The sequence below is a fragment of the Flavobacterium laiguense genome, assembly GCF_003097655.1.
Classification (GTDB): domain Bacteria; phylum Bacteroidota; class Bacteroidia; order Flavobacteriales; family Flavobacteriaceae; genus Flavobacterium; species Flavobacterium laiguense.
Genome location: NZ_QCZH01000002.1, coordinates 51703 through 70230, shown reverse-complemented (window position 1 = coordinate 70230; position 18528 = coordinate 51703). Strand labels below are relative to the sequence as shown.

At 35.0% G+C, this 18528-nt stretch carries 15 protein-coding genes; 10 read left to right on the top strand and 5 right to left on the bottom strand.

All coding sequences use genetic code 11. The annotated features are described in order from the left end of the window. Window positions 1-31 precede the first annotated feature (31 nt). Genes DB891_RS03075 through DB891_RS03065 form a run of 3 tightly spaced genes read left to right on the top strand, consistent with a single transcriptional unit; the run spans window position 32 to window position 3360 of the window. Window positions 32-1489 (top strand): CoA-acylating methylmalonate-semialdehyde dehydrogenase, encoded by a 1458-nt coding sequence (locus DB891_RS03075; protein WP_116760485.1) that lies wholly within the window; start codon window positions 32-34, stop codon window positions 1487-1489. Window positions 1490-1546: 57 nt separating this feature from the next. Further along, entirely contained in the window at window positions 1547-1996 is a 450-nt protein-coding gene (locus DB891_RS03070) for a GNAT family N-acetyltransferase (RefSeq protein WP_116760483.1), read from the top strand. A gap of 29 nt (window positions 1997-2025) precedes the next feature. Continuing rightward, window positions 2026-3360: an aminotransferase class III-fold pyridoxal phosphate-dependent enzyme gene (locus tag DB891_RS03065; RefSeq protein WP_116760481.1), complete on the top strand. Its 1335-nt coding sequence runs from the start codon at window positions 2026-2028 to the stop codon at window positions 3358-3360. Between the two features lie 62 nt (window positions 3361-3422). On the opposite strand, the gene DB891_RS03060 is transcribed toward DB891_RS03065, so the two are convergent. Then, the gene (locus DB891_RS03060; protein ID WP_116760479.1) at window positions 3423-5531 is read right to left on the bottom strand and encodes an ATP-binding protein; all 2109 of its coding nucleotides are present in this window, start codon (window positions 5529-5531) and stop codon (window positions 3423-3425) included. Window positions 5532-5907: 376 nt separating this feature from the next. Continuing rightward, a complete protein-coding gene (locus DB891_RS03055; protein WP_116760477.1) occupies window positions 5908-6339 on the bottom strand; it encodes a DUF1573 domain-containing protein in 432 nt (143 codons plus the stop codon). A gap of 202 nt (window positions 6340-6541) precedes the next feature. On the opposite strand from DB891_RS03055, the gene DB891_RS03050 reads away from it, so the two are divergent. Then, window positions 6542-7801 carry a sensor histidine kinase gene (locus DB891_RS03050; RefSeq protein WP_116760475.1) on the top strand — a complete coding sequence of 420 codons (1260 nt, stop codon included), beginning with the start codon at window positions 6542-6544 and terminating at the stop codon, window positions 7799-7801. Continuing rightward, on the top strand, window positions 7801-8487 hold the full coding sequence (locus DB891_RS03045) for a response regulator transcription factor (protein WP_116760473.1): 687 nt from the start codon (window positions 7801-7803) through the stop codon (window positions 8485-8487). The genes DB891_RS03050 and DB891_RS03045 overlap by 1 nt, the downstream gene beginning before the upstream one ends. 76 nt (window positions 8488-8563) lie before the next feature. Here the strand turns inward: DB891_RS03045 and DB891_RS03040 are convergent, their stop codons facing one another. The 3 genes from DB891_RS03040 to DB891_RS03030 form a co-directional block, all read right to left on the bottom strand. Next, window positions 8564-10105, bottom strand: a complete 1542-nt coding sequence (locus DB891_RS03040; protein WP_116760471.1) for an acyl-CoA carboxylase subunit beta — start codon at window positions 10103-10105, stop codon at window positions 8564-8566. A gap of 3 nt (window positions 10106-10108) precedes the next feature. Beyond that, window positions 10109-11551 (bottom strand): acetyl-CoA carboxylase biotin carboxylase subunit, encoded by a 1443-nt coding sequence (gene accC / locus DB891_RS03035; protein WP_116760469.1) that lies wholly within the window; start codon window positions 11549-11551, stop codon window positions 10109-10111. 115 nt (window positions 11552-11666) lie between these two features. Continuing rightward, entirely contained in the window at window positions 11667-12152 is a 486-nt protein-coding gene (locus DB891_RS03030; protein ID WP_116760467.1) for an acetyl-CoA carboxylase biotin carboxyl carrier protein subunit, read from the bottom strand. Window positions 12153-12445: 293 nt separating this feature from the next. Between DB891_RS03030 and eat the strand changes: the two genes are divergently transcribed. The 5 genes from eat (at window position 12446) to DB891_RS03005 (ending at window position 18478) form a co-directional block, all read left to right on the top strand. Next, window positions 12446-13741, top strand: coding sequence for an ethanolamine permease (eat, locus tag DB891_RS03025; RefSeq protein WP_116760465.1), 1296 nt, complete (start codon window positions 12446-12448; stop codon window positions 13739-13741). A gap of 167 nt (window positions 13742-13908) precedes the next feature. Beyond that, window positions 13909-15267: a glutamine synthetase family protein gene (locus DB891_RS03020; RefSeq protein WP_116760463.1), complete on the top strand. Its 1359-nt coding sequence runs from the start codon at window positions 13909-13911 to the stop codon at window positions 15265-15267. A gap of 31 nt (window positions 15268-15298) precedes the next feature. After that, the gene (locus DB891_RS03015) at window positions 15299-16435 is read left to right on the top strand and encodes an iron-containing alcohol dehydrogenase (protein WP_116760461.1); all 1137 of its coding nucleotides are present in this window, start codon (window positions 15299-15301) and stop codon (window positions 16433-16435) included. A gap of 1 nt (window position 16436) precedes the next feature. After that, window positions 16437-17105, top strand: coding sequence for a gamma-glutamyl-gamma-aminobutyrate hydrolase family protein (locus DB891_RS03010; protein ID WP_116760459.1), 669 nt, complete (start codon window positions 16437-16439; stop codon window positions 17103-17105). Next, the gene (locus DB891_RS03005; RefSeq protein ID WP_116760457.1) at window positions 17096-18478 is read left to right on the top strand and encodes an aldehyde dehydrogenase family protein; all 1383 of its coding nucleotides are present in this window, start codon (window positions 17096-17098) and stop codon (window positions 18476-18478) included. Before DB891_RS03010 ends, DB891_RS03005 begins: the two co-directional genes overlap by 10 nt. Window positions 18479-18528: the final 50 nt, after the last annotated feature.

Genomic DNA, 18528 nt, shown 5'->3' with positions numbered 1-18528 from the left:
GTATATTTGGAAAAACCAAAAAACAATCATTATGTCATTTAACGAAGTAAAAAACTTTATAAATGGGGAGTTTAAGACTGGAAGTTCTACAAAAATCCATTCGATTATCTCCCCTTTAGACGGTAAGGAATTATCTACTTTCTGCGAATCTACCATGGAAGATTTGAATGAAATTATAGCCACAGCACAAAAAGCGCAAAAGGCTTGGCAAAAAGTTACCTTAAAAGAAAGAGTGCAAGTATTTTATAAATACAAACAATTATTAGAAAAAAATAGCGAAGAACTAACCGAAATCATCCATAGAGAAAACGGAAAAATTCATAGCGAAGCCAAAGCCGAAATTGACAAAGCCATTGAACTAACTGAATTTGCCTGTTCTTTACCTCAATTTATGAATGGTGAAAACATGGAAGTAAGTAAAGGTGTTTTCTGTTCTTCCACAAAAGTTCCTTTAGGGATTGTAGCTTCTATTGTACCCTTTAATTTTCCGACTATGGTACCACATTGGACAATCGTAAACGCAATTGCCCTTGGAAATGCTTTTATCCTAAAACCATCGGAAGCGGTACCGATAAGCAGTCAATATACTGCCAAACTCTTAAAAGAAGCTGGGTTACCTGATGGATTGTTCAATATCATAAATGGAACACAAACTACCGTAGAAAACATTTGTGACCATCCCGGAATTCAAGCGGTCACTTTTGTAGGTTCTACCAAAGTCGCCAAAATTGTGTACCAAAGAGCGAGTAACAATTTAAAACAGGTACTGGCACTTGGAGGCGCAAAAAACCATATCCTATTATTACCCGATGCCCATCCTGAAATGGCTTCCTCTAATATTGTTGCTTCAATGAGCGGTTGTGCAGGACAAAGATGTATGGCTGCAGCAACCTTAATTGCAGTAGGAAATTGTGATGCGATACTGGATCGACTAATTGCTGATGCCCAAAAAATTCAATGTGGAACTACTCTAGGCTCGGTTATTTCTAAAGCAGCCAAAGAAAGAATTGAAGCCTATATTACCGAGGCTGAACAACAAGGTGCTAAAATTATTTTGGATGGTCGCAACACTACTGTTCCCGGAAAAGAAAATGGCTTTTATGTAGGCACAACCTTAATTGACTATGCCACCGCCGATATGAAAATTGCCAGAGAAGAAGTTTTTGGCCCAGTTCTAGCTATCGTTCGCGTGAATACCATTGATGAAGCATTGGAAATAGAAAACGCCAATCCGTATGGCAATTCCTGTTCGGTCTTTACCCAAAGTGGTGGTTTGGCCAGTTATGTTACCGAGCATGCTTCGGCTGGAATGTGTGGTATAAATATAGGAGTGCCAGTCCCAAGAGAGCCTTTTGGTTTTGGAGGGTGGAATCAATCCCGTTTTGGTTCTGGCGATATTACCGGAAAAAGTGCTATTGGCTTTTTTACCAAAGAAAAGAAAACCACCACCAAATGGAATCCGGAAGCGGGAACAAACTGGATGAGCTAGGGATTTTAGAATTTTTTTTGTAAATTTAATTTTCTAACCACACAAAACCAACTCATTATGATACGAAAAGCTACACTACAAGACTTAGATCAATTGACTAATTTATTTGACCAATATGTCGTTTTTTATAAGAAACCGTCCGATTATGAAAAGCACAGAGAATATCTAAAGGAACGAATGGAAAATAATGAGGCTACTATTTTCATCGCTAGCGACGATGCTAATCCAGATAAAATCATTGGTTTCGCTCTTATTTACGTTACTTTTTCTTCATTGGCACTCAATAAAATTTTGATTTTAAATGATCTATTTGTTGATGCTTCTATTCGAAAAAAAGGAATTGGCGAAAAACTAATTCTAAAAACAGTTGAGTTCGCAAAAGAATTGGGTTCCAATGTCATACGATTACGAACCGCAAAAAGCAATACAGTAGCCCAAGGTTTATACAACAAGATGGGCTTTGTAAGGGAAGACTACCTCTACAGTTACGACCTTACCGTCAACTAATTACAAACTATAACAAATTAAAATAAACAATGTTAAGCAAAGAACAAATCATAAGTGACAGCAAAGAATTTAGTTTATTTTCATGGTCGGCACAAGCCAGTGTAAACCCAATAGCAATAGAAAGAGCCGAAGGTGTTTATTTATACGATTACGATGGCAACAAAATAATCGATTTTTCATCTGGATTAATGTCGGTAAATATAGGCCATGGCGATCAAAGAGTTACCGCTGCAGTAGTGGAACAAATGCAAAAAGTGAGTTTTGTAACACCAACCTGCACCACCGAAATAAGAGCAAAACTGGCTAGAAAATTGTCCGAAATATGTCCTGGTGATTTGAATAAAGCATTCTTTACATTGTGCGGTACTTCCTCTGTAGATAATGCCATAAAACTGGCGAGATTATATACTGGGAGACATAAAATCATTGGGAGATACCGAGCTTTTCATGGAGGTTCAATTGGCGGAATGTCAGTAGGTGGAGATCCCAGAAAACTAGCCAATGATGCTCAACAAATGCCCAATGCAGTACTTTTAGACGATCCTTACTATTTCTTTGGCATGAAAGATCTCGATGAGACCACAAAATTGAATTTAAGCCTTGAATACGTAGAAAGAATCATTCATTTTGAAGGAAAAACAAACATTGCAGCCTTTATTTTTGAAGGAGAAAGCGGTTCGTCTGGTTGTTTGCATTATCCAAAAGGATATTTAAAGGGAGTTAAAGCCCTTTGCGAAAAATACGACATCCTTTTTATTGCCGATGAAGTCATGAGCGGATTTGGAAGAACCGGAAAATGGTTTGGATTTGAAAACCATGACATTATCCCTGATATGGTGTGTATGGCCAAAGGATTAACAGCGTCCTATCTTCCATTAGGTTGTTTGATGGTCTCGGATAAAATAGCGGCAAAATTTGATAATACCCCAATGATGATTGGCCTTACATACAATGCCCATCCCGTAGCTTTGGCGGCTGCATTGGCGGTAATAAACATTTACGAAAGTGACAGTTTAATAGCAAACACTCAAAAAATGGGCGCTTATCTAGAATCTAAAATCGAGGCAATGCGAGCGAAACATCCAAGCATGGGGGCTTTTAGGAACACAGGCCTGTTGGGATGTTTAGATATTCTAAAAAACAAAACTACGGGAGAATTAATCGCTCCCTACAATGCCAGTGGCGATGAACTAAAAGTAACCAACGGGATTGCTGCCAAACTAAGAGCCCTGGGATTATATACTTTTGTGCGTTGGGGCTACATTTTTATAGCTCCGCCGTTATGCATCACCGAATCTGAAATAGACGAAGGATTAGCCATTATTTCACAAGCTTTATCCATTGCTGATGAACATTTGGTTTAGAAAAAATACACCACAAAAAAAAGAGAATTTCAATTTAAGAAATTCTCTTTTTTTGTGCTCCTTTAACAAACACTTTCATTTTGAAACACATCATTTATCATTTCATAGATTTTTTCTCTGTCTAATGGTTTAGTGATATACCCCGAAAATCCTGCCTTGATAATTCTTTCTTTATCTTCTACTGAAGAATGAGCAGTTTGAGCAATAACAAGGAGGTCTGGCCTAACTTGTTTTATTTTTTCGAAGGCTTGATAACCATCTAAAATTGGCATTTTTATATCCATAAAAACCAAGTCAACAGCATCATTATCGGTACTTATATCTACTGCTTCTAGACCATTTCGAGCTCTCAAAACGGTATGACTTTTTAACTCTAATATCCTTTTTAACAATAAATAATTAATATTATCATCTTCGGCAACTAATATGGTTTTTAACCCAAAATCAAAACGCACATTTCCATCCGTTTTTAAATCTCTATCAATAGTGTTAGTATCATAAACCAATGGAATGGTAAATTTAAAAACCGAACCTTTACCATAAAAAGATTCAACTGTAATTTTACCTCCCAGCATTTCTACATAAGCTTTAGAAATAGACAAACCCAAACCCAAGCCACTAAGTGATATAGAATAATCATCTTCTACTCTTCTAAAGCGGTCAAAAACAACTTTTAAATCTTTTTCACTAATTCCTAAACCTGTATCTTCAACTCTAAACTCTATGGTCTTTATTTCATGATTTAGACTGTAGCCAAAAGAAACATATCCTCTATCTGTAAATTTTATGGCATTTGTCAATAAATTAACCATGACTTGTCTCAATTTAACCTCATCTGTTAAAATATCATTTTGTAACTTTTCTGTACTTTCTATCAAATAAAAATCAACCTTTTTATCTTCTGGAATAATTACTTTCAGAGTACTATACAACTCATTTACAAATTTTTCTATATTCAATCCTTTGTAATTGGGTGTAATTTGTTTGGCATCAATTTTTGACATTTCAATAAGATCTTCAATAATTGAAACTAGATTTTTGCCACTACTCTTAATGATTTTTAGGTATTTTTTTTTGAATTCTTCACTTATATTATCATCCAAAAGCAAATCAGAAAAACCAATTATTGCATTCATTGGCGTTCTAATTTCATGTGATAAATTAGCTAAAAAAGTAGACTTAAGCTTATCGCTTTCTTCCGCTTTTACTTTAGACTTCTCCAATTGAAATCGGTTCTTTCTATGATCATCAAATAAATTCCCGATATAGCCAAATTCGCCAGGTTCTTTTTTCAAGAGAGTGATTGAAATTTCACGATTTGTCTCTAAAATATTAGTAACCAACCGCAAAGGTTTGTACACCCATTTTCTAGAATAATATATTGAAGCAATAAGACTAATTAAGGTAACAACTACTATAATCAACAGCAATTCTTTGGTTTTTTCAAAATTGAGATACGAAGGTCTCTGAAACAATAATTTGGCTACTACAAGATTATCAGCATCTCTAAGTTTTATTATTGAAGTTACTTTTTTATTGCAACTAGTATCCGTTACGACGTTGTTTAAAAGTTGAATATTGGAGCTACAGATATCTTCTAAATTTTTAAAATATTTTTGATCCAATAAACGAGCCATAAACAGATAACCTGATGGTTTTGTTTTTACTTTTTTGGGATCATTTGAAGGATGAATAGTTCCCCCAAACACTTCGATTACTCCTTCGGGAACACGCATGTAAAACCTAGAAAACTTGCTTTTATACAAATACATCATAGCTTGGGCTGGAATAAAATCTTTGGATTTAAAATTAGGGTTAGCCGTATTTACGATAAATTTTCTCTTTAAATCATAAACCCCAATATAATCCACTTCGTAGGTAGGAAATTCATTTACGATGTAACTATTAAACCAAATCGTATCTTTTGATTTTGTAAAATTGACTAATGCATCCCAATAACTAAGATCGTTTATCGTAACAATTTGAGTTTTCGAATTAAAATCAAACAATCTGTTTATTTCAGTTTGGTATTGATCTGTATTTGATCTAAAAACTTGGTTTTCTTGTTTGATTGTATAAAGGTAAAGTGACAGAAATAGGAATATAAAAAGCGAGCAAATCCCAATGATCAACAATACCAATTTAGAATAAGTCGTTAATTTTAATCTCATTTAGTTAGAAGAATTATGGCATAAATAGTATCGCAATATACTGTTTTTTTACAATACAAAAAAAGCATAACACATTGAATATTTGTGTTTTGAGTTTAACAAACCAATTCTTGTTATTGCCTTTTTTTTTAAACCAGTGTCTTTTTAAATCTTATTTTTTTTTCGTATCCTATCTTTCCAATTTCACTTTGGAATCTATTTATTTAAAATTAAACAAGTTACATGTTCCTTAAAAAAATTCAACTAAATTATATAGACTGCAACAATTTATATCTTTTTGACATAAACTGTAATTAAACACCTCAGCTACCGAAGGGGTTATGTACAAAAAAAACCACCTCTTTAGGTGGTTCCTGATACTTTATTGATTCTAAAATTAGCTTTTCACGCCAGTTGATGCCGCAACAACAGTTCCTTTTATGGTCAAAACTTTAGGAGTCGCATCATTATTAGTCGTTACCGATACTGTTTTGGTAAATGCTCCTGCATTAGCCGCATTATAAGTTGCTGTAACCGTACCCGATTTCCCTGGAGCAATTGGCGTTTTGGTATAATCTGTTGCCGTACATCCGCATGAACCTTGCACATTGGTAACCAGAACAGTTGTTTTTCCTGTATTTTTGAATTCGAAAACAATAGGTTTTGGAGTGTTTTGTGGAATTGTACCCACATCTATCGTCTCACTTTTCCATACGATTGAAGAGGCTGCAACAGCCACTTTTGAAACTAACGTTTTTACAGGAGCGATGGCCGAAAATGACATTAAACCTAGAGTTAATGCCAACATTGAAATTTTAATCATTTTCATAATTTATTTTCTTTTTTAAAACCTGTCTCAAATTATCGAAATGGTTCAGATTCTGGTTAATGGTTTGTTTTATTTGATCCATTCAAAAGTAGATTAGAAAAACAAACCTCCTTGTTAAGCGGTATCCAATCTTTGTTAACGACTTGTTAACGCATAAAAGGCAACCAAATATTGATTAATATTACAGTCCGAAATCTCATTCATGAAATTAAACAAACTCAATAGCAGCATCCTGATCGGATTAATCGCCATTATAGGAATCCTTGTGGCACAATTGCTTTGGACCAAAGAAGCCTTTAGTATTGAAGAAAAAAAGTTCAGCCAAAAAACACACGTCACCTTACTGGAAGTAGCCAAAAAATTATATCAGGGAACCAACCAAGAACTTCCTGGCAAAAATCCAGTACGAAAAATATCCAATGATTATTATATCGTTAATATTGATAACGACTTTGAACCCGAAATTTTAGAATTTTATCTCATCTCCGAGTTCAAGAAAATGAATATCACCACCGATTTTGAATATGCTATGTACAATTGCCAAAGCGACGAAATGGTCTACGGCAATTACATCTCCTTATCCGAAAAAAAACAAACCAAACATTCTGTACATTTTCCAAAACATAAAAATTTAGTCTATTATTTTGCCATTCGGTTTCCCAATGAAACGAGTTATTTGTTCAGTTCCTTACGATTTTGGTTTGTGCTTTCGATTGCATTAATTGTTATTTTACTGGTCTATGTGTATTCTATTTTTACGCTTTTACAGCAAAAGAAATATTCCGATTTGCAACGCGATTTTATTAACAATATGACGCACGAATTCAAAACGCCTTTGTCCTCCATACTAATTGCTTCCAATTACCTCATCAGGCAAAATCCAATTCTGCAAGATGAAAAACTGGAAAAGTACACCCACATTATCATTGACCAAAGCAATAAGTTGAACCAGCATATCGAAAAAATTTTAACCGTTGCAAAGTCTGACAATGCTCCATTAGTTTTAAATAAAAACCAGCTAGATATTCTGCCAATTCTAGAATCTGTAATCGAGAACATTAAACTAAAACATCCCGAAACCAAAATAGAAATTAAAACAAATTTAGCAGCAGTTACCATCGAAGCCGATGAATTTCATTTCTCCAATTTGGTTTACAACCTGTTGGATAATGCCATAAAATACTGTGAAAACAAACCCGAAATCAGTATCGCTATTGCAAAAGTTGGAAAGCATTTACAATTTGATTTTACTGACAATGGCATTGGAATCTCCTCTAAAAACATTCCCTTTATATTTGATAAATTTTATAGAATTCCAAGTCAAAAAAGCAATGAAGTGACTGGTTTTGGTTTGGGTTTGTACTATGCCAAGAAAGTGTGTGACCTGCATCACTGGAAAATAACCGTAAAATGCAATCCAGAAAAAGGTTGTACCTTTTCACTACTAATTCCACAAAATTAATGAGTCCAGTTCGAATATTATATACCGAAGATGATGCAACATTAGCATTTCTAACCAAAGACAACCTAGAACAAAACCTGTACGAAGTAACGCATTGCGAAGATGGAGCATCTGGTTTTGAAGCCTTCAAAAAAGGCCGTTTTGACATTTGTATTTTGGATATTATGATGCCAAAAATGGATGGATTTGAATTAGCCACCGAAATCAGGAAACTCGATGCCAATGTTCCCATTATTTTCCTTTCGGCAAAAACACTGAAAGAAGACCGCATCAAAGGTCTCCGTTTGGGTGCCGATGATTATTTGGTAAAGCCTTTCAGCATCGAAGAATTATTACTAAAAATTGAAATATTCTTAAGACGTTCCCATAAGAATAAGGCGATTGAAAAGAGTATTTATCAAATAGGAAAATACCAATTCGACACCAAAAATTTTGTTTTATTCAATGAAACTGAAAAAATCAGCCTTACCCAACGTGAAGCCGATCTTTTAAAATTTTTCCTCGACAATAAAAATGTAGTTTTAAAACGAGAACAAATCCTAACTTCTCTTTGGGGAGACGATGATTATTTTATGGGTCGAAGTCTTGATGTTTTCATTTCCCGCTTGCGCAAAATTTTGGCCAACGAAAAAGGGATTGCCATTGAGAATTTACACGGGATTGGGTTTCGGTTTAAAGTAGAATGAAAAATGCCCCAAAAAGTTAGACACTATTTGGGGCATTTCCACTAATCAAGTGGTTTTTCCATTTTTTATAAAAGAATTACAAAGGAATATTTCCGTGTTTTCTATTTGGAGTAACACTTACTTTATTTTCGAGCATACTAAATGCTTTTATCAATTTACGTCTTGTGTCTTGTGGTAGGATAACCTCATCTACAAAACCACGTTGTGCTGCTGTGTACGGATTGGCAAACAAGTCGGCATATTCAGCTTCTTTTTCCAAGAGTTTGGCTTCATGGTCTTCGGCATCGTGAATTTCTTTTTTGAATATAATTTCAGAGGCGCCTTTGGCTCCCATTACGGCAATTTCGGCAGTAGGCCAAGCAAAATTCATGTCGGCACCAATGTGCTTGGAGTTCATTACATCATACGCTCCACCATAGGCTTTACGAGTGATTACGGTTACTCTTGGCACGGTTGCTTCGCTTAAGGCGTACAATAATTTGGCTCCGTGAACAATGATTCCGTTCCACTCTTGGTCTGTTCCTGGTAAAAACCCTGGTACATCTACCAATACTAATAACGGAATATTAAAAGCGTCACAAAAACGAGTAAATCGTGCCGCTTTTTTCGAACTGTTTACATCGAGACAACCTGCCAAAAACATCGGTTGGTTGGCTATAATTCCAATGCTTCTGCCTCCCAAACGAGCAAAACCTACAAGAATATTTTCGGCGTAATTTTTATGAACTTCATAGAAAGAATCTTCATCAATTACTCCTTTAATAACCTCATGCATATCATAAGGCTTGTTTGGATTGTCTGGAATGATATTCGCTAAACTCATTCGTACCTCATCTTTCAATTCATAAGGCAAATTACGAGGCGTTTCTTTATTACTTTGTGGTAAATAACTCAACAATCGTTTCAAATCTTCCAAACATTCTATATCATTACTAGAAGTAATATGAGCAACACCCGATTTGGTAGAATGTGTACTTGCACCACCCAATTCTTCTGAAGTCACGGTTTCATTGGTTACTGTTTTCACTACATTCGGTCCCGTTACAAACATATAACTCGTGTCCTCGACCATCATGGTAAAATCGGTCATAGCTGGAGAATAAACCGCTCCACCGGCACAAGGTCCCATAATAGCCGATATTTGTGGAATCACACCACTGGCTTGTACGTTTCTAAAAAAAATATCAGCATAACCTCCCAAAGAACGAACGCCTTCTTGAATACGTGCTCCACCAGAATCATTCAGTCCAATCATGGGTGCTCCCATTTTTACCGCCAGATCCATGACTTTGCATATTTTCTCCGCATGGGTTTCGGATAATGCACCTCCAAAAACAGTAAAATCTTGTGCAAATAGATACACCAATCTTCCGTTTATAGTTCCGTACCCTGTAATAACACCATCTCCAAAATAGATTTCTTTCTCCATTCCAAAATCAGTAGTTCGGTGCGTCACCAACATTCCTATTTCTTCAAAAGAACCTTCGTCTAGCAAATAGTTTACGCGCTCTCTGGCGGTTAACTTTTTCTTTTCGTGTTGCTTCTCAATTCTTTTTTTTCCTCCACCCAAATGGGCTTCAGCAATTTTATCGTCTAATACTTTTATTTTGTCTTGCATAATTTATTGTATAGGTAAACGTAGTATTTTTTGATCTTCTAGATACTGTTTCAAGGCTACAAGAGCAGCGATTTCAGCTTCTTTTGCAATTTGATTTTTTAACATTTCAGCACTGTAATATTTTTTTACAAAATGCGTGTCAAAATTCCCAGAACGAAATGCTTCATGTTCAAAAACAAATTTTCCAAATGGCAAAGTAGTTTCAACCCCTTCTATTTTATATCCATCAATGGCTTTCAGCATGATTTGAATAGCTTCTTCTCTGGTTTCGCCATAAGTAATTAACTTCGCCAACATAGGATCATAATAAATTGGAATATCCATGCCTTGTTCGAAACCATTATCTACCCGAATCCCATCACCTACAGGCAACTGATATACATCCAGATGTCCTACACTTGGTAAGAAATCATTCATAGGATCTTCTGCATAAATACGTAATTCTAGAGCATGACCTTTGATTGTCAAATCTTCTTGTTTTAGAGTCAAAGCTTCGCCTCTAGCCACTTTTATTTGCATTTCTACCAAGTCGACTCCTGCAATAATTTCTGTAACGGGATGTTCTACTTGCAAACGAGTATTCATTTCTAGAAAATAGAAATTATTGTTTTCATCCAATAAAAACTCAACCGTTCCAGCACCTAAATAATCACAAGACTTGGCTACCAAAACAGCCGCTTCCCCCATTCTTTTTCTCAATTCTGGAGTCAAAACTGCTGAAGGCGCTTCTTCAACTACTTTTTGATGACGGCGCTGAATACTACATTCTCTTTCAAACAAATACAAAATATTCCCATGACTGTCTGCCATAACCTGAATTTCTATATGTCTAGGAGAGGCCACATATTTCTCTATAAAAACAGAACCATCTCCAAAAGCAGCAATCGCTTCACTTATGGCTCGATTCATTTGAGATTCAAAATCGCCTTCACTTTCTACCACACGCATTCCTTTTCCACCACCACCAGCAGAAGCTTTGATTAGTATTGGAAAACCAATTTTAGCTGCAGCTTTCTTAGCTTCTTCGATGTCTGTAATGGCATGATCAATACCCGGAACCATTGGAATATTGTATTCTTTCACGGCATCTTTGGCAGCGAGCTTACTCCCCATAATATGAATAGCTTTCGACTTTGGCCCTATAAACATGATATTATTTCTTTCACATTCTTCAGCAAAATCAGCATTCTCACTCAAGAATCCATATCCAGGGTGAATAGCATCTACGTTTAATGACTTGGCTACTTCTATAATTTTGCTTCCTAATAAATAGGATTGACTTGAAGGAGCTTCTCCTATGCAAACAGCTTCATCAGCATATTTAACATGAGGAGCATTTCTATCAACAGTAGAATAAACTGCTACTGTTTTAATACCCATTTTTTGAGCAGTTTTCATTACTCTAATAGCAATTTCTCCTCTATTGGCAACTAATATTTTTTTCATATTTTAATAGATAAAAGAGTAAAGTCCGTTTCGCAGTATGATTAAAAATAAAATACCTTTAATCCATTTCTTGCTTCTTGTTTCCTTACTTTCTTGGTTCTTGCTTCTTATCTCTCTATTCAAACTCAATTAACAACTGTCCTTTTTCTACTGCATCTCCAGTATTGACCAAAATAGTTTTGATAACTCCTTCTCTTGGTGAAAGAAAACTATTTTCCATTTTCATGGCTCCCAAAATAATTAAGTTGTCATTTTCTTTAACCGTTTGTCCAACTTCTACACTAATTTCTAGTATCAAACCTGGCATAGGCGCTTTGATGGCATTGACTTGTTTGGTCAAACCAACTTCAAATCCCATTTCTTTGATGAGTGAATCCAATTCGTTTGAAATAGCAACCGTATAATTGTTGTTATTCACTTTTACGGTATAGCTTTTTTGATTGAAATCAGACGAGATGATTTCGGCATTATAGGGGCTATTTTGATGCAAAACATGAAGTTTATATTCATCAACAACAACAGCATCGAGTTGTAAAACACTTTCCTTTTCAAAATCAAATTGAAAAGTGTCATTTACTTTTACTTTAAAGTTTGTACTCATTTTATATAAATTTTGGAATGGTAAAAATAGTCAAAGAAATCGTTACTGAATATAAAAAATAAATATATATCGCATATTTATAAACAAAATTCTTTTATTTAATGCGTTTTTACGAACAAAAACTGAGATTACAATAAAAATCAGCAATAATTCCTTGTTGTATCGATTTTAAATCTAAATTTAATAATTCTTTAAAAAAACAGAATTTTCTTAAAACAGCAGACGAATATGTAATATTTAACAAAGATTTCAATTTCAAAAACAAAACATTTAATAATCAAAAGCAAAATTTTATGAGTACACATTTAAAAAAATCGTTGTCCCCTCTATTACTTTGGGGTTTGGGAGTAGGTTATGTAATTTCAGGAATGTATTTTGGATGGAATTTAGGTCTGGAAAAAGCGGGGACTTATGGAATGGGAATTGCCACTATAATAATTGCGATAATGTACGCCTGTTTTAGTTTTTCTTATTCTGAATTAGCCTGTGCCATTCCAAAAGCAGGTGGCGGTTTTGATTATGTCAATAGAGCCTTTGGAAAAGACCTTGGTTTCATAACTGGTTTGGCACAAATTGTTGAATTTGTATTTGCTCCGCCAGCCATTGCATTTGCCATTGGCGCTTATTTAAATTTAAACTTCCCTCAGATAAATGTCGTGTATTTTGCGATTATTGCTTACTTCATATTTACTGTTCTTAATATAATTGGTGTTAAACTGGCAGCAACATTCGAATTATTGATAACAATTCTTGCCGTTGGTGAATTAATTTTATTTTTTGGTGTTACAATTCCACATTTTTCTGTCGAAAATTTTACTCATAATCCAAGTATAAATGGTTTGGGTGGCATATTTGCTGCTATTCCTTTTGCCATTTGGTTTTTTCTTGGAATAGAAGGCATTGCAAATGTGGCGGAAGAATCTAAGAATCCTCAAAAAGACATTACAAAAGGATTTGGAAGTGCTCTTTTTACATTATTGGTTTTGTGCGTACTTGTTTATGTTGCTGCAATAGGTGTTGGTGGTTGGGAAAAAGTAGTTTATAAAACAGACGGCAGTCTATCTGATTCTCCTTTGCCAATGGCTATGGGAATGATTGTTTCTACAAATAGTCTAATGTATCAATTACTTATTGGTATTGGTCTTTTTGGGTTAATTGCTTCTTTTCATGGACTTATACTTGCAGGTGGTAGAGCCACAATGGAATTTGGAAAAATAAGTTACGCACCAAGATTTCTAGGAAAAGTAAATGAGAAATTTCAAACTCCTTCAAATGCACTAATCGTAAATATGCTTTTGGGAATTATAGCTTTATTCACAAACAAAACTGGAGATATTATTACAATTGCCGTTTTTGGGGCACTTTCTTTATATGTGCTTTCTATGTTGTCATTATTAAAATTACGTCAAACAGAGCCAGAACTGGAACGCCCTTTTGTTGTACCAATGTATCCAATTCTTCCCATTGTGGCTTTAGTTATTGGACTAGTATCGCTTGTTGCTATGAGTTATTACAATCAAACTTTAGCATTGTACTATTTCGGATTCATCATTATCAGTTATATATTATTCAAAATCTTTCATAAATAACACACTGAATTCTAATAAATTTCATAGTTTTATAATGATTGAAAAGTCTATATGTAAATCAAGTTTGAGTTGTAAAATACTGTAAAACTGATTAATACTAAAAATAACAGACACTAAAACATATCCTTTTTTAAACCATTTTATTAATTCTAAAAGAAATATTAAAAATGAATAAAATTGAAATTATAGATTATATAAAGCATCATCCTTCTGGAAAAGTAAAGCTCGCTATTTGCGATATTGATGGCGTTTTGAGAGGAAAATATATCTCCACAGAAAAATTCCTATCCATTTGCGACAGTGATTTTGGATATTGCGATGTGGTTTTTGGTTGGGACATGGCCGATGTTGCTTATGACAAAGGTAGCTTTACTGGATGGCACACGGGATACCCAGACGCCAAAGTAAAACTGGATTTCAATACTTTTCGAAAAATACCTTGGGAAAATAACATTCCTTTTTTTCTTGGTGAATTTATAAAAGTTGATGGAAATCCACTCGAAATTTGCCCTAGACAATTATTGAAAAAGATAGAAAATCAAGCCAATACTGCTGGTTTTACACCATTGGTTTCTCAAGAGTTCGAATGGTTTAATTTTGCCGAAACACCGGAATCGGCAGCAGCCAAGAATTTCCAAAATCTCAATCCACTTACTCCCGGAATGTTTGGCTATTCTATTTTGAGAACCTCATTAAAGAATGACTATTTTACAGATTTATTCGACCTATTGACCCAATTTGATATTCCCGTAGAAGGATTGCATACCGAAACAGGCCCCGGAACATATGAAATTGCAATAAAATATGGGACATCTATTTTGTCCGGTGACAGAGCTACATTATTCAAAACTTCTGTTAAAGAAATCGCATACAAACACGGAATCATGGCCACTTTTATGGCCAAAATTTCTGAGAACTTACCCGGTTGTGGCGGTCACATTCATCAAAGTATTTGGAATTCAGAAGCCAGTCAAAATTTATTTTTCGATGAAAATGATCCCAACAAAATGAGTGATATGATGCGCAGTTATATTGCTGGTCAATTGCTTTGTTTACCCCAAATTTTACCAATGATCGCACCAACAGTAAACTCATACAAACGTTTGGTCGAAGGAGCTTGGGCACCAACAACCCTTACTTGGGGAATTGACAATCGCACTGTAGCGTTGCGGTCTTTGCCATTGGGTTCCAAATCCTGTCGCCTAGAAACTAGAATTATCGGAGCAGATACCAACCCCTATTTAGCCTTATCCGCTTGTTTGGCGGCTGGATTGTATGGGATAAAAAACAATTTAGAACTCAAACAAGCCCGAACAATTGGAAATGGTTATACCGATGAAAGCAATGGTCGACTTTCGAAAAATTTAATTGACAGTACAATGCTAATGAAAAATTCAAAAATCGCAAACGAGCTTTTTGGCGAAACATTTGTTCAACATTTTACGCAATCCAGAGAATGGGAATGGAGACAATTTAGCAAAGCGGTAACCGATTGGGAAATGAAACGTTATTTTGAAATAATTTAAAATTACACTGTTTTAACACACAACAAAAAATATGATATCACAATTTAATTTCCCTACTATAATTCGTTTTGGAGCTGGAGTCATAAAAGAATTACCTGCTTATTTAATAAAAAACGGATTCAAAAAACCTTTAATAGCAACGGATCCAAATGTCTTCGAATTACCTTTTTTTAAAGCAATCATTGCCGATTTACAGCAGGCTGGTTTTGAACCTGAAATATTTTATGACATTCATAAAAACCCTGTAAAATCGGATGTTTACAAAGGTGGAGATGCTTACGATAATGCCAATTGTGATTGTATTATTGGTATAGGTGGTGGAGCTGGTTTAGACGTGGCAAGAGCCATTGCTTTGCGAATCAATCATCGAGAAGACCTTTTTAAATATGACGATTTAATAGGTGGAGATGTTTATATTACAAATGATGTTCCCGTTTTAATTACTATCCCCACAACCGCTGGAACAGGAAGTGAAGTTGGTCGAAGTGCCATTATTTCTGACGATGAAACCCATCAAAAAAAGATATTATTTTCTCCAAAACTTTTAGCAGCTATTGTATTTGCTGACCCTATGCTAACCATGGAGTTACCTGCATTTATTACTGCAGCTACGGGTATGGATGCGTTAACCCACAACATGGAAGCTTTTTTGGCGAAAAACTACCACCCAATTTGTGATGGAATTGCATTAGAAGGAATAAAACTGATTAGTGAATCCCTAGAAAAAGCAACTAATAATCCAGATATTGAATCACGCAGTAAAATGTTATTGGGCTCTATGATGGGAGCGATTGCATTCCAGAAAGGACTTGGAGTGGTACACTCTTTGGCTCACCCACTTTCGACTTTATTGGATACGCATCATGGCTTGGCAAATGCAGTAAATATTCCATACGGAATGCGTTTTAATATTGAAGGAAACGAAGAAAAGTTCAAAAGAATAGCGCAAACACTAGAACTAAAAGAACATACTGGAGAAGCCGTAGTACAATACCTTTTTGATTTGAATACCAAAATAAACATTCCACATAAATTGAGCGAAATAGGAGTAAAAATAGAACATATTGAAACTCTTGCAGATTTGGCATTGGCAGATTTTGCCCATCCAAATAATCCCAAACCAGTAAGCAGAGAAGATTTTAAAAAATTATATTTAGAAGCACTTTAAAATGAAAATAGGAGTCACATTTTCTGAAACTAATTTCCAAAACTATCCCAAATGGGTAAAAGGAGGTGATAAAAACATAGAGATTATTGTACTTACCTACCAAGAAAACAATTTGGAAGAGGTATCGAATTGTGATGCAATTGTATTTACAGGTGGTATAGATATGGAACCCACTGAAAAAATAAAATATGAAAATGCTCCGTCAGCATTTAATGTTGCTCGTGATCAATTTGAAATTGAAGTTTTAAAATTATCTCTAGAACAAAAGAAACCAATTCTCGGTATTTGTAGAGGATTGCAACTAATAAATACCTACAAAGGAGGCACTCTACATTTAGACAATGGCAAAATTCAAAATGAGATTCATAAAAAAGAAGAATTCGATAAAATACACCCAATTCAAGTCGCAGAAGATTCTCTTTTTTATAAAATTGTACATCAAATAAAAGGGGAAGTCAATAGTGCCCATCATCAATCGATTGACAAATTAGGAGCAGATTTGAAAGCCACAGCTTTTTCTGAAGATGGAGTTATCGAAGTAATTGAATCTAGCGATCCTGAAAAGCAATTTATATTGGGCGTACAATGGCATCCCGAAAGAATGAATGATTTGGAGAATCCTTTTAGTAAAAACATAAGAACAGCTTTAATCGATACAATATGCAACTAGAAATAATAAATCCAGCTACTGGAAAAACGATTACATCTATCCATCAAGACAACGAAACTAGCTTATCTCAAAAATTCAATACTCTAAAGATAGGTCAATTGGATTGGAGCCAAAAATCATTGGACCAAAGGATTACTGCTTTAATAAACTTCAAAGTTTTATTAGAAAAAAACATTGAAAATCTTGCTCAAATACTAACTTCAGAAGTTGGCAAACCTTTGCAACAATCCAAAAACGAAATCAACGGAGGAATTGCCCGAATTACTTGGCTTTGTAATAATGCCTACAACTATTTGGCTGACGAATACATGAGTGAACAAGACGGTATGGGTGAGAAAATTGTTTATGAACCACTGGGTGTTGTCTGTAATATTTCGGCGTGGAATTATCCTTATTTGGTTGGTATTAATGTAATTGTTCCTGCATTATTAGCTGGGAACTCGGTACTTTATAAACCTTCGGAGTATTCTAGTTTAACAGGATTAGAAATTCAGAAATTGCTTTTAGAAGCTGGAGTACCTTCAAATGTTTTTGAAATCGCTATAGGAAAAGGAGACATAGGAGCTGCATTATTAGAAATGGATTTTGACGGTTATTTTTTTACGGGTTCTCATAAAACGGGGCAATTTATATACCAAAAAGTAGCTCCAAAAATGGTGCCTTGTCAAATTGAATTGGGTGGAAAAGACCCACTTTATGTAGCTGATGATGTAGAAGATATAAAAAACATCGCCATTGGAACTGCCGATGGAGCTTTTTATAATAATGGTCAAAGTTGTTGCTCAGTAGAGCGTATTTATATTCAAGAAAAAAACTACGATGAGTTCATCAAACATTTTGTTGAAGAAGTACAATCTTGGAAATCTGGATTGCCTACTGAAGACGGAGTTTATCTAGCGGCACTTACTCGAGCTGCACAAATAGAAGTTCTGGAAAATCAAATAAATGACGCTTTGGCGAAAGGTGCAAAACTTACCTGTGGAGGAAAACGTATCGACAAACCTGGTAATTATTTTGAAGCAACGGTTCTAACAGATGTAACAAACGATATGCTTGTCATGCAAGAAGAATCTTTTGGTCCAATTATCGGAATTATGAAAGTTGCAACTGATGAGGAAGCTATCCAACTTATGAATGACACAGCCTATGGACTGACTGCCGCAGTATATTCAAAATCGCAAAAAAGAGGAGAAACTATATTATCAAAAATAAACTCTGGAACTAGTTATTGGAACTGCTGCGACCGTGTCTCTCCTGCTTTACCTTGGTCTGGCAGAAAAAATTCTGGTTTTGGTTCGACACTTTCGCATGCTGGGATTCGAGCATTTACAAAACCTAAAGCCTATCATTTAAGAGGTCAATGGAAAAAATAGATTTTGGCAATTAATTATGCTGTCTGTGACTCATACCAAGAGTTCAAAAC

Excerpts from the sequence above, each read along its gene's own strand:
- DB891_RS03075 (WP_116760485.1), top strand. The coding sequence starts at position 32 with ATGTCATTTAACGAAGTAAAAAACTTTATAAATGGGGAGTTTAAGACT.
- DB891_RS03070 (WP_116760483.1), top strand. The coding sequence starts at position 1,547 with ATGATACGAAAAGCTACACTACAAGACTTAGATCAATTGACTAATTTA.
- DB891_RS03065 (WP_116760481.1), top strand. The coding sequence starts at position 2,026 with ATGTTAAGCAAAGAACAAATCATAAGTGACAGCAAAGAATTTAGTTTA.
- DB891_RS03060 (WP_116760479.1), bottom strand. The coding sequence starts at position 5,531 with ATGAGATTAAAATTAACGACTTATTCTAAATTGGTATTGTTGATCATT.
- DB891_RS03055 (WP_116760477.1), bottom strand. The coding sequence starts at position 6,339 with ATGAAAATGATTAAAATTTCAATGTTGGCATTAACTCTAGGTTTAATG.
- DB891_RS03050 (WP_116760475.1), top strand. The coding sequence starts at position 6,542 with ATGAAATTAAACAAACTCAATAGCAGCATCCTGATCGGATTAATCGCC.
- DB891_RS03045 (WP_116760473.1), top strand. The coding sequence starts at position 7,801 with ATGAGTCCAGTTCGAATATTATATACCGAAGATGATGCAACATTAGCA.
- DB891_RS03040 (WP_116760471.1), bottom strand. The coding sequence starts at position 10,105 with ATGCAAGACAAAATAAAAGTATTAGACGATAAAATTGCTGAAGCCCAT.
- accC (WP_116760469.1), bottom strand. The coding sequence starts at position 11,551 with ATGAAAAAAATATTAGTTGCCAATAGAGGAGAAATTGCTATTAGAGTA.
- DB891_RS03030 (WP_116760467.1), bottom strand. The coding sequence starts at position 12,152 with ATGAGTACAAACTTTAAAGTAAAAGTAAATGACACTTTTCAATTTGAT.
- eat (WP_116760465.1), top strand. The coding sequence starts at position 12,446 with ATGAGTACACATTTAAAAAAATCGTTGTCCCCTCTATTACTTTGGGGT.
- DB891_RS03020 (WP_116760463.1), top strand. The coding sequence starts at position 13,909 with ATGAATAAAATTGAAATTATAGATTATATAAAGCATCATCCTTCTGGA.
- DB891_RS03015 (WP_116760461.1), top strand. The coding sequence starts at position 15,299 with ATGATATCACAATTTAATTTCCCTACTATAATTCGTTTTGGAGCTGGA.
- DB891_RS03010 (WP_116760459.1), top strand. The coding sequence starts at position 16,437 with ATGAAAATAGGAGTCACATTTTCTGAAACTAATTTCCAAAACTATCCC.
- DB891_RS03005 (WP_116760457.1), top strand. The coding sequence starts at position 17,096 with ATGCAACTAGAAATAATAAATCCAGCTACTGGAAAAACGATTACATCT.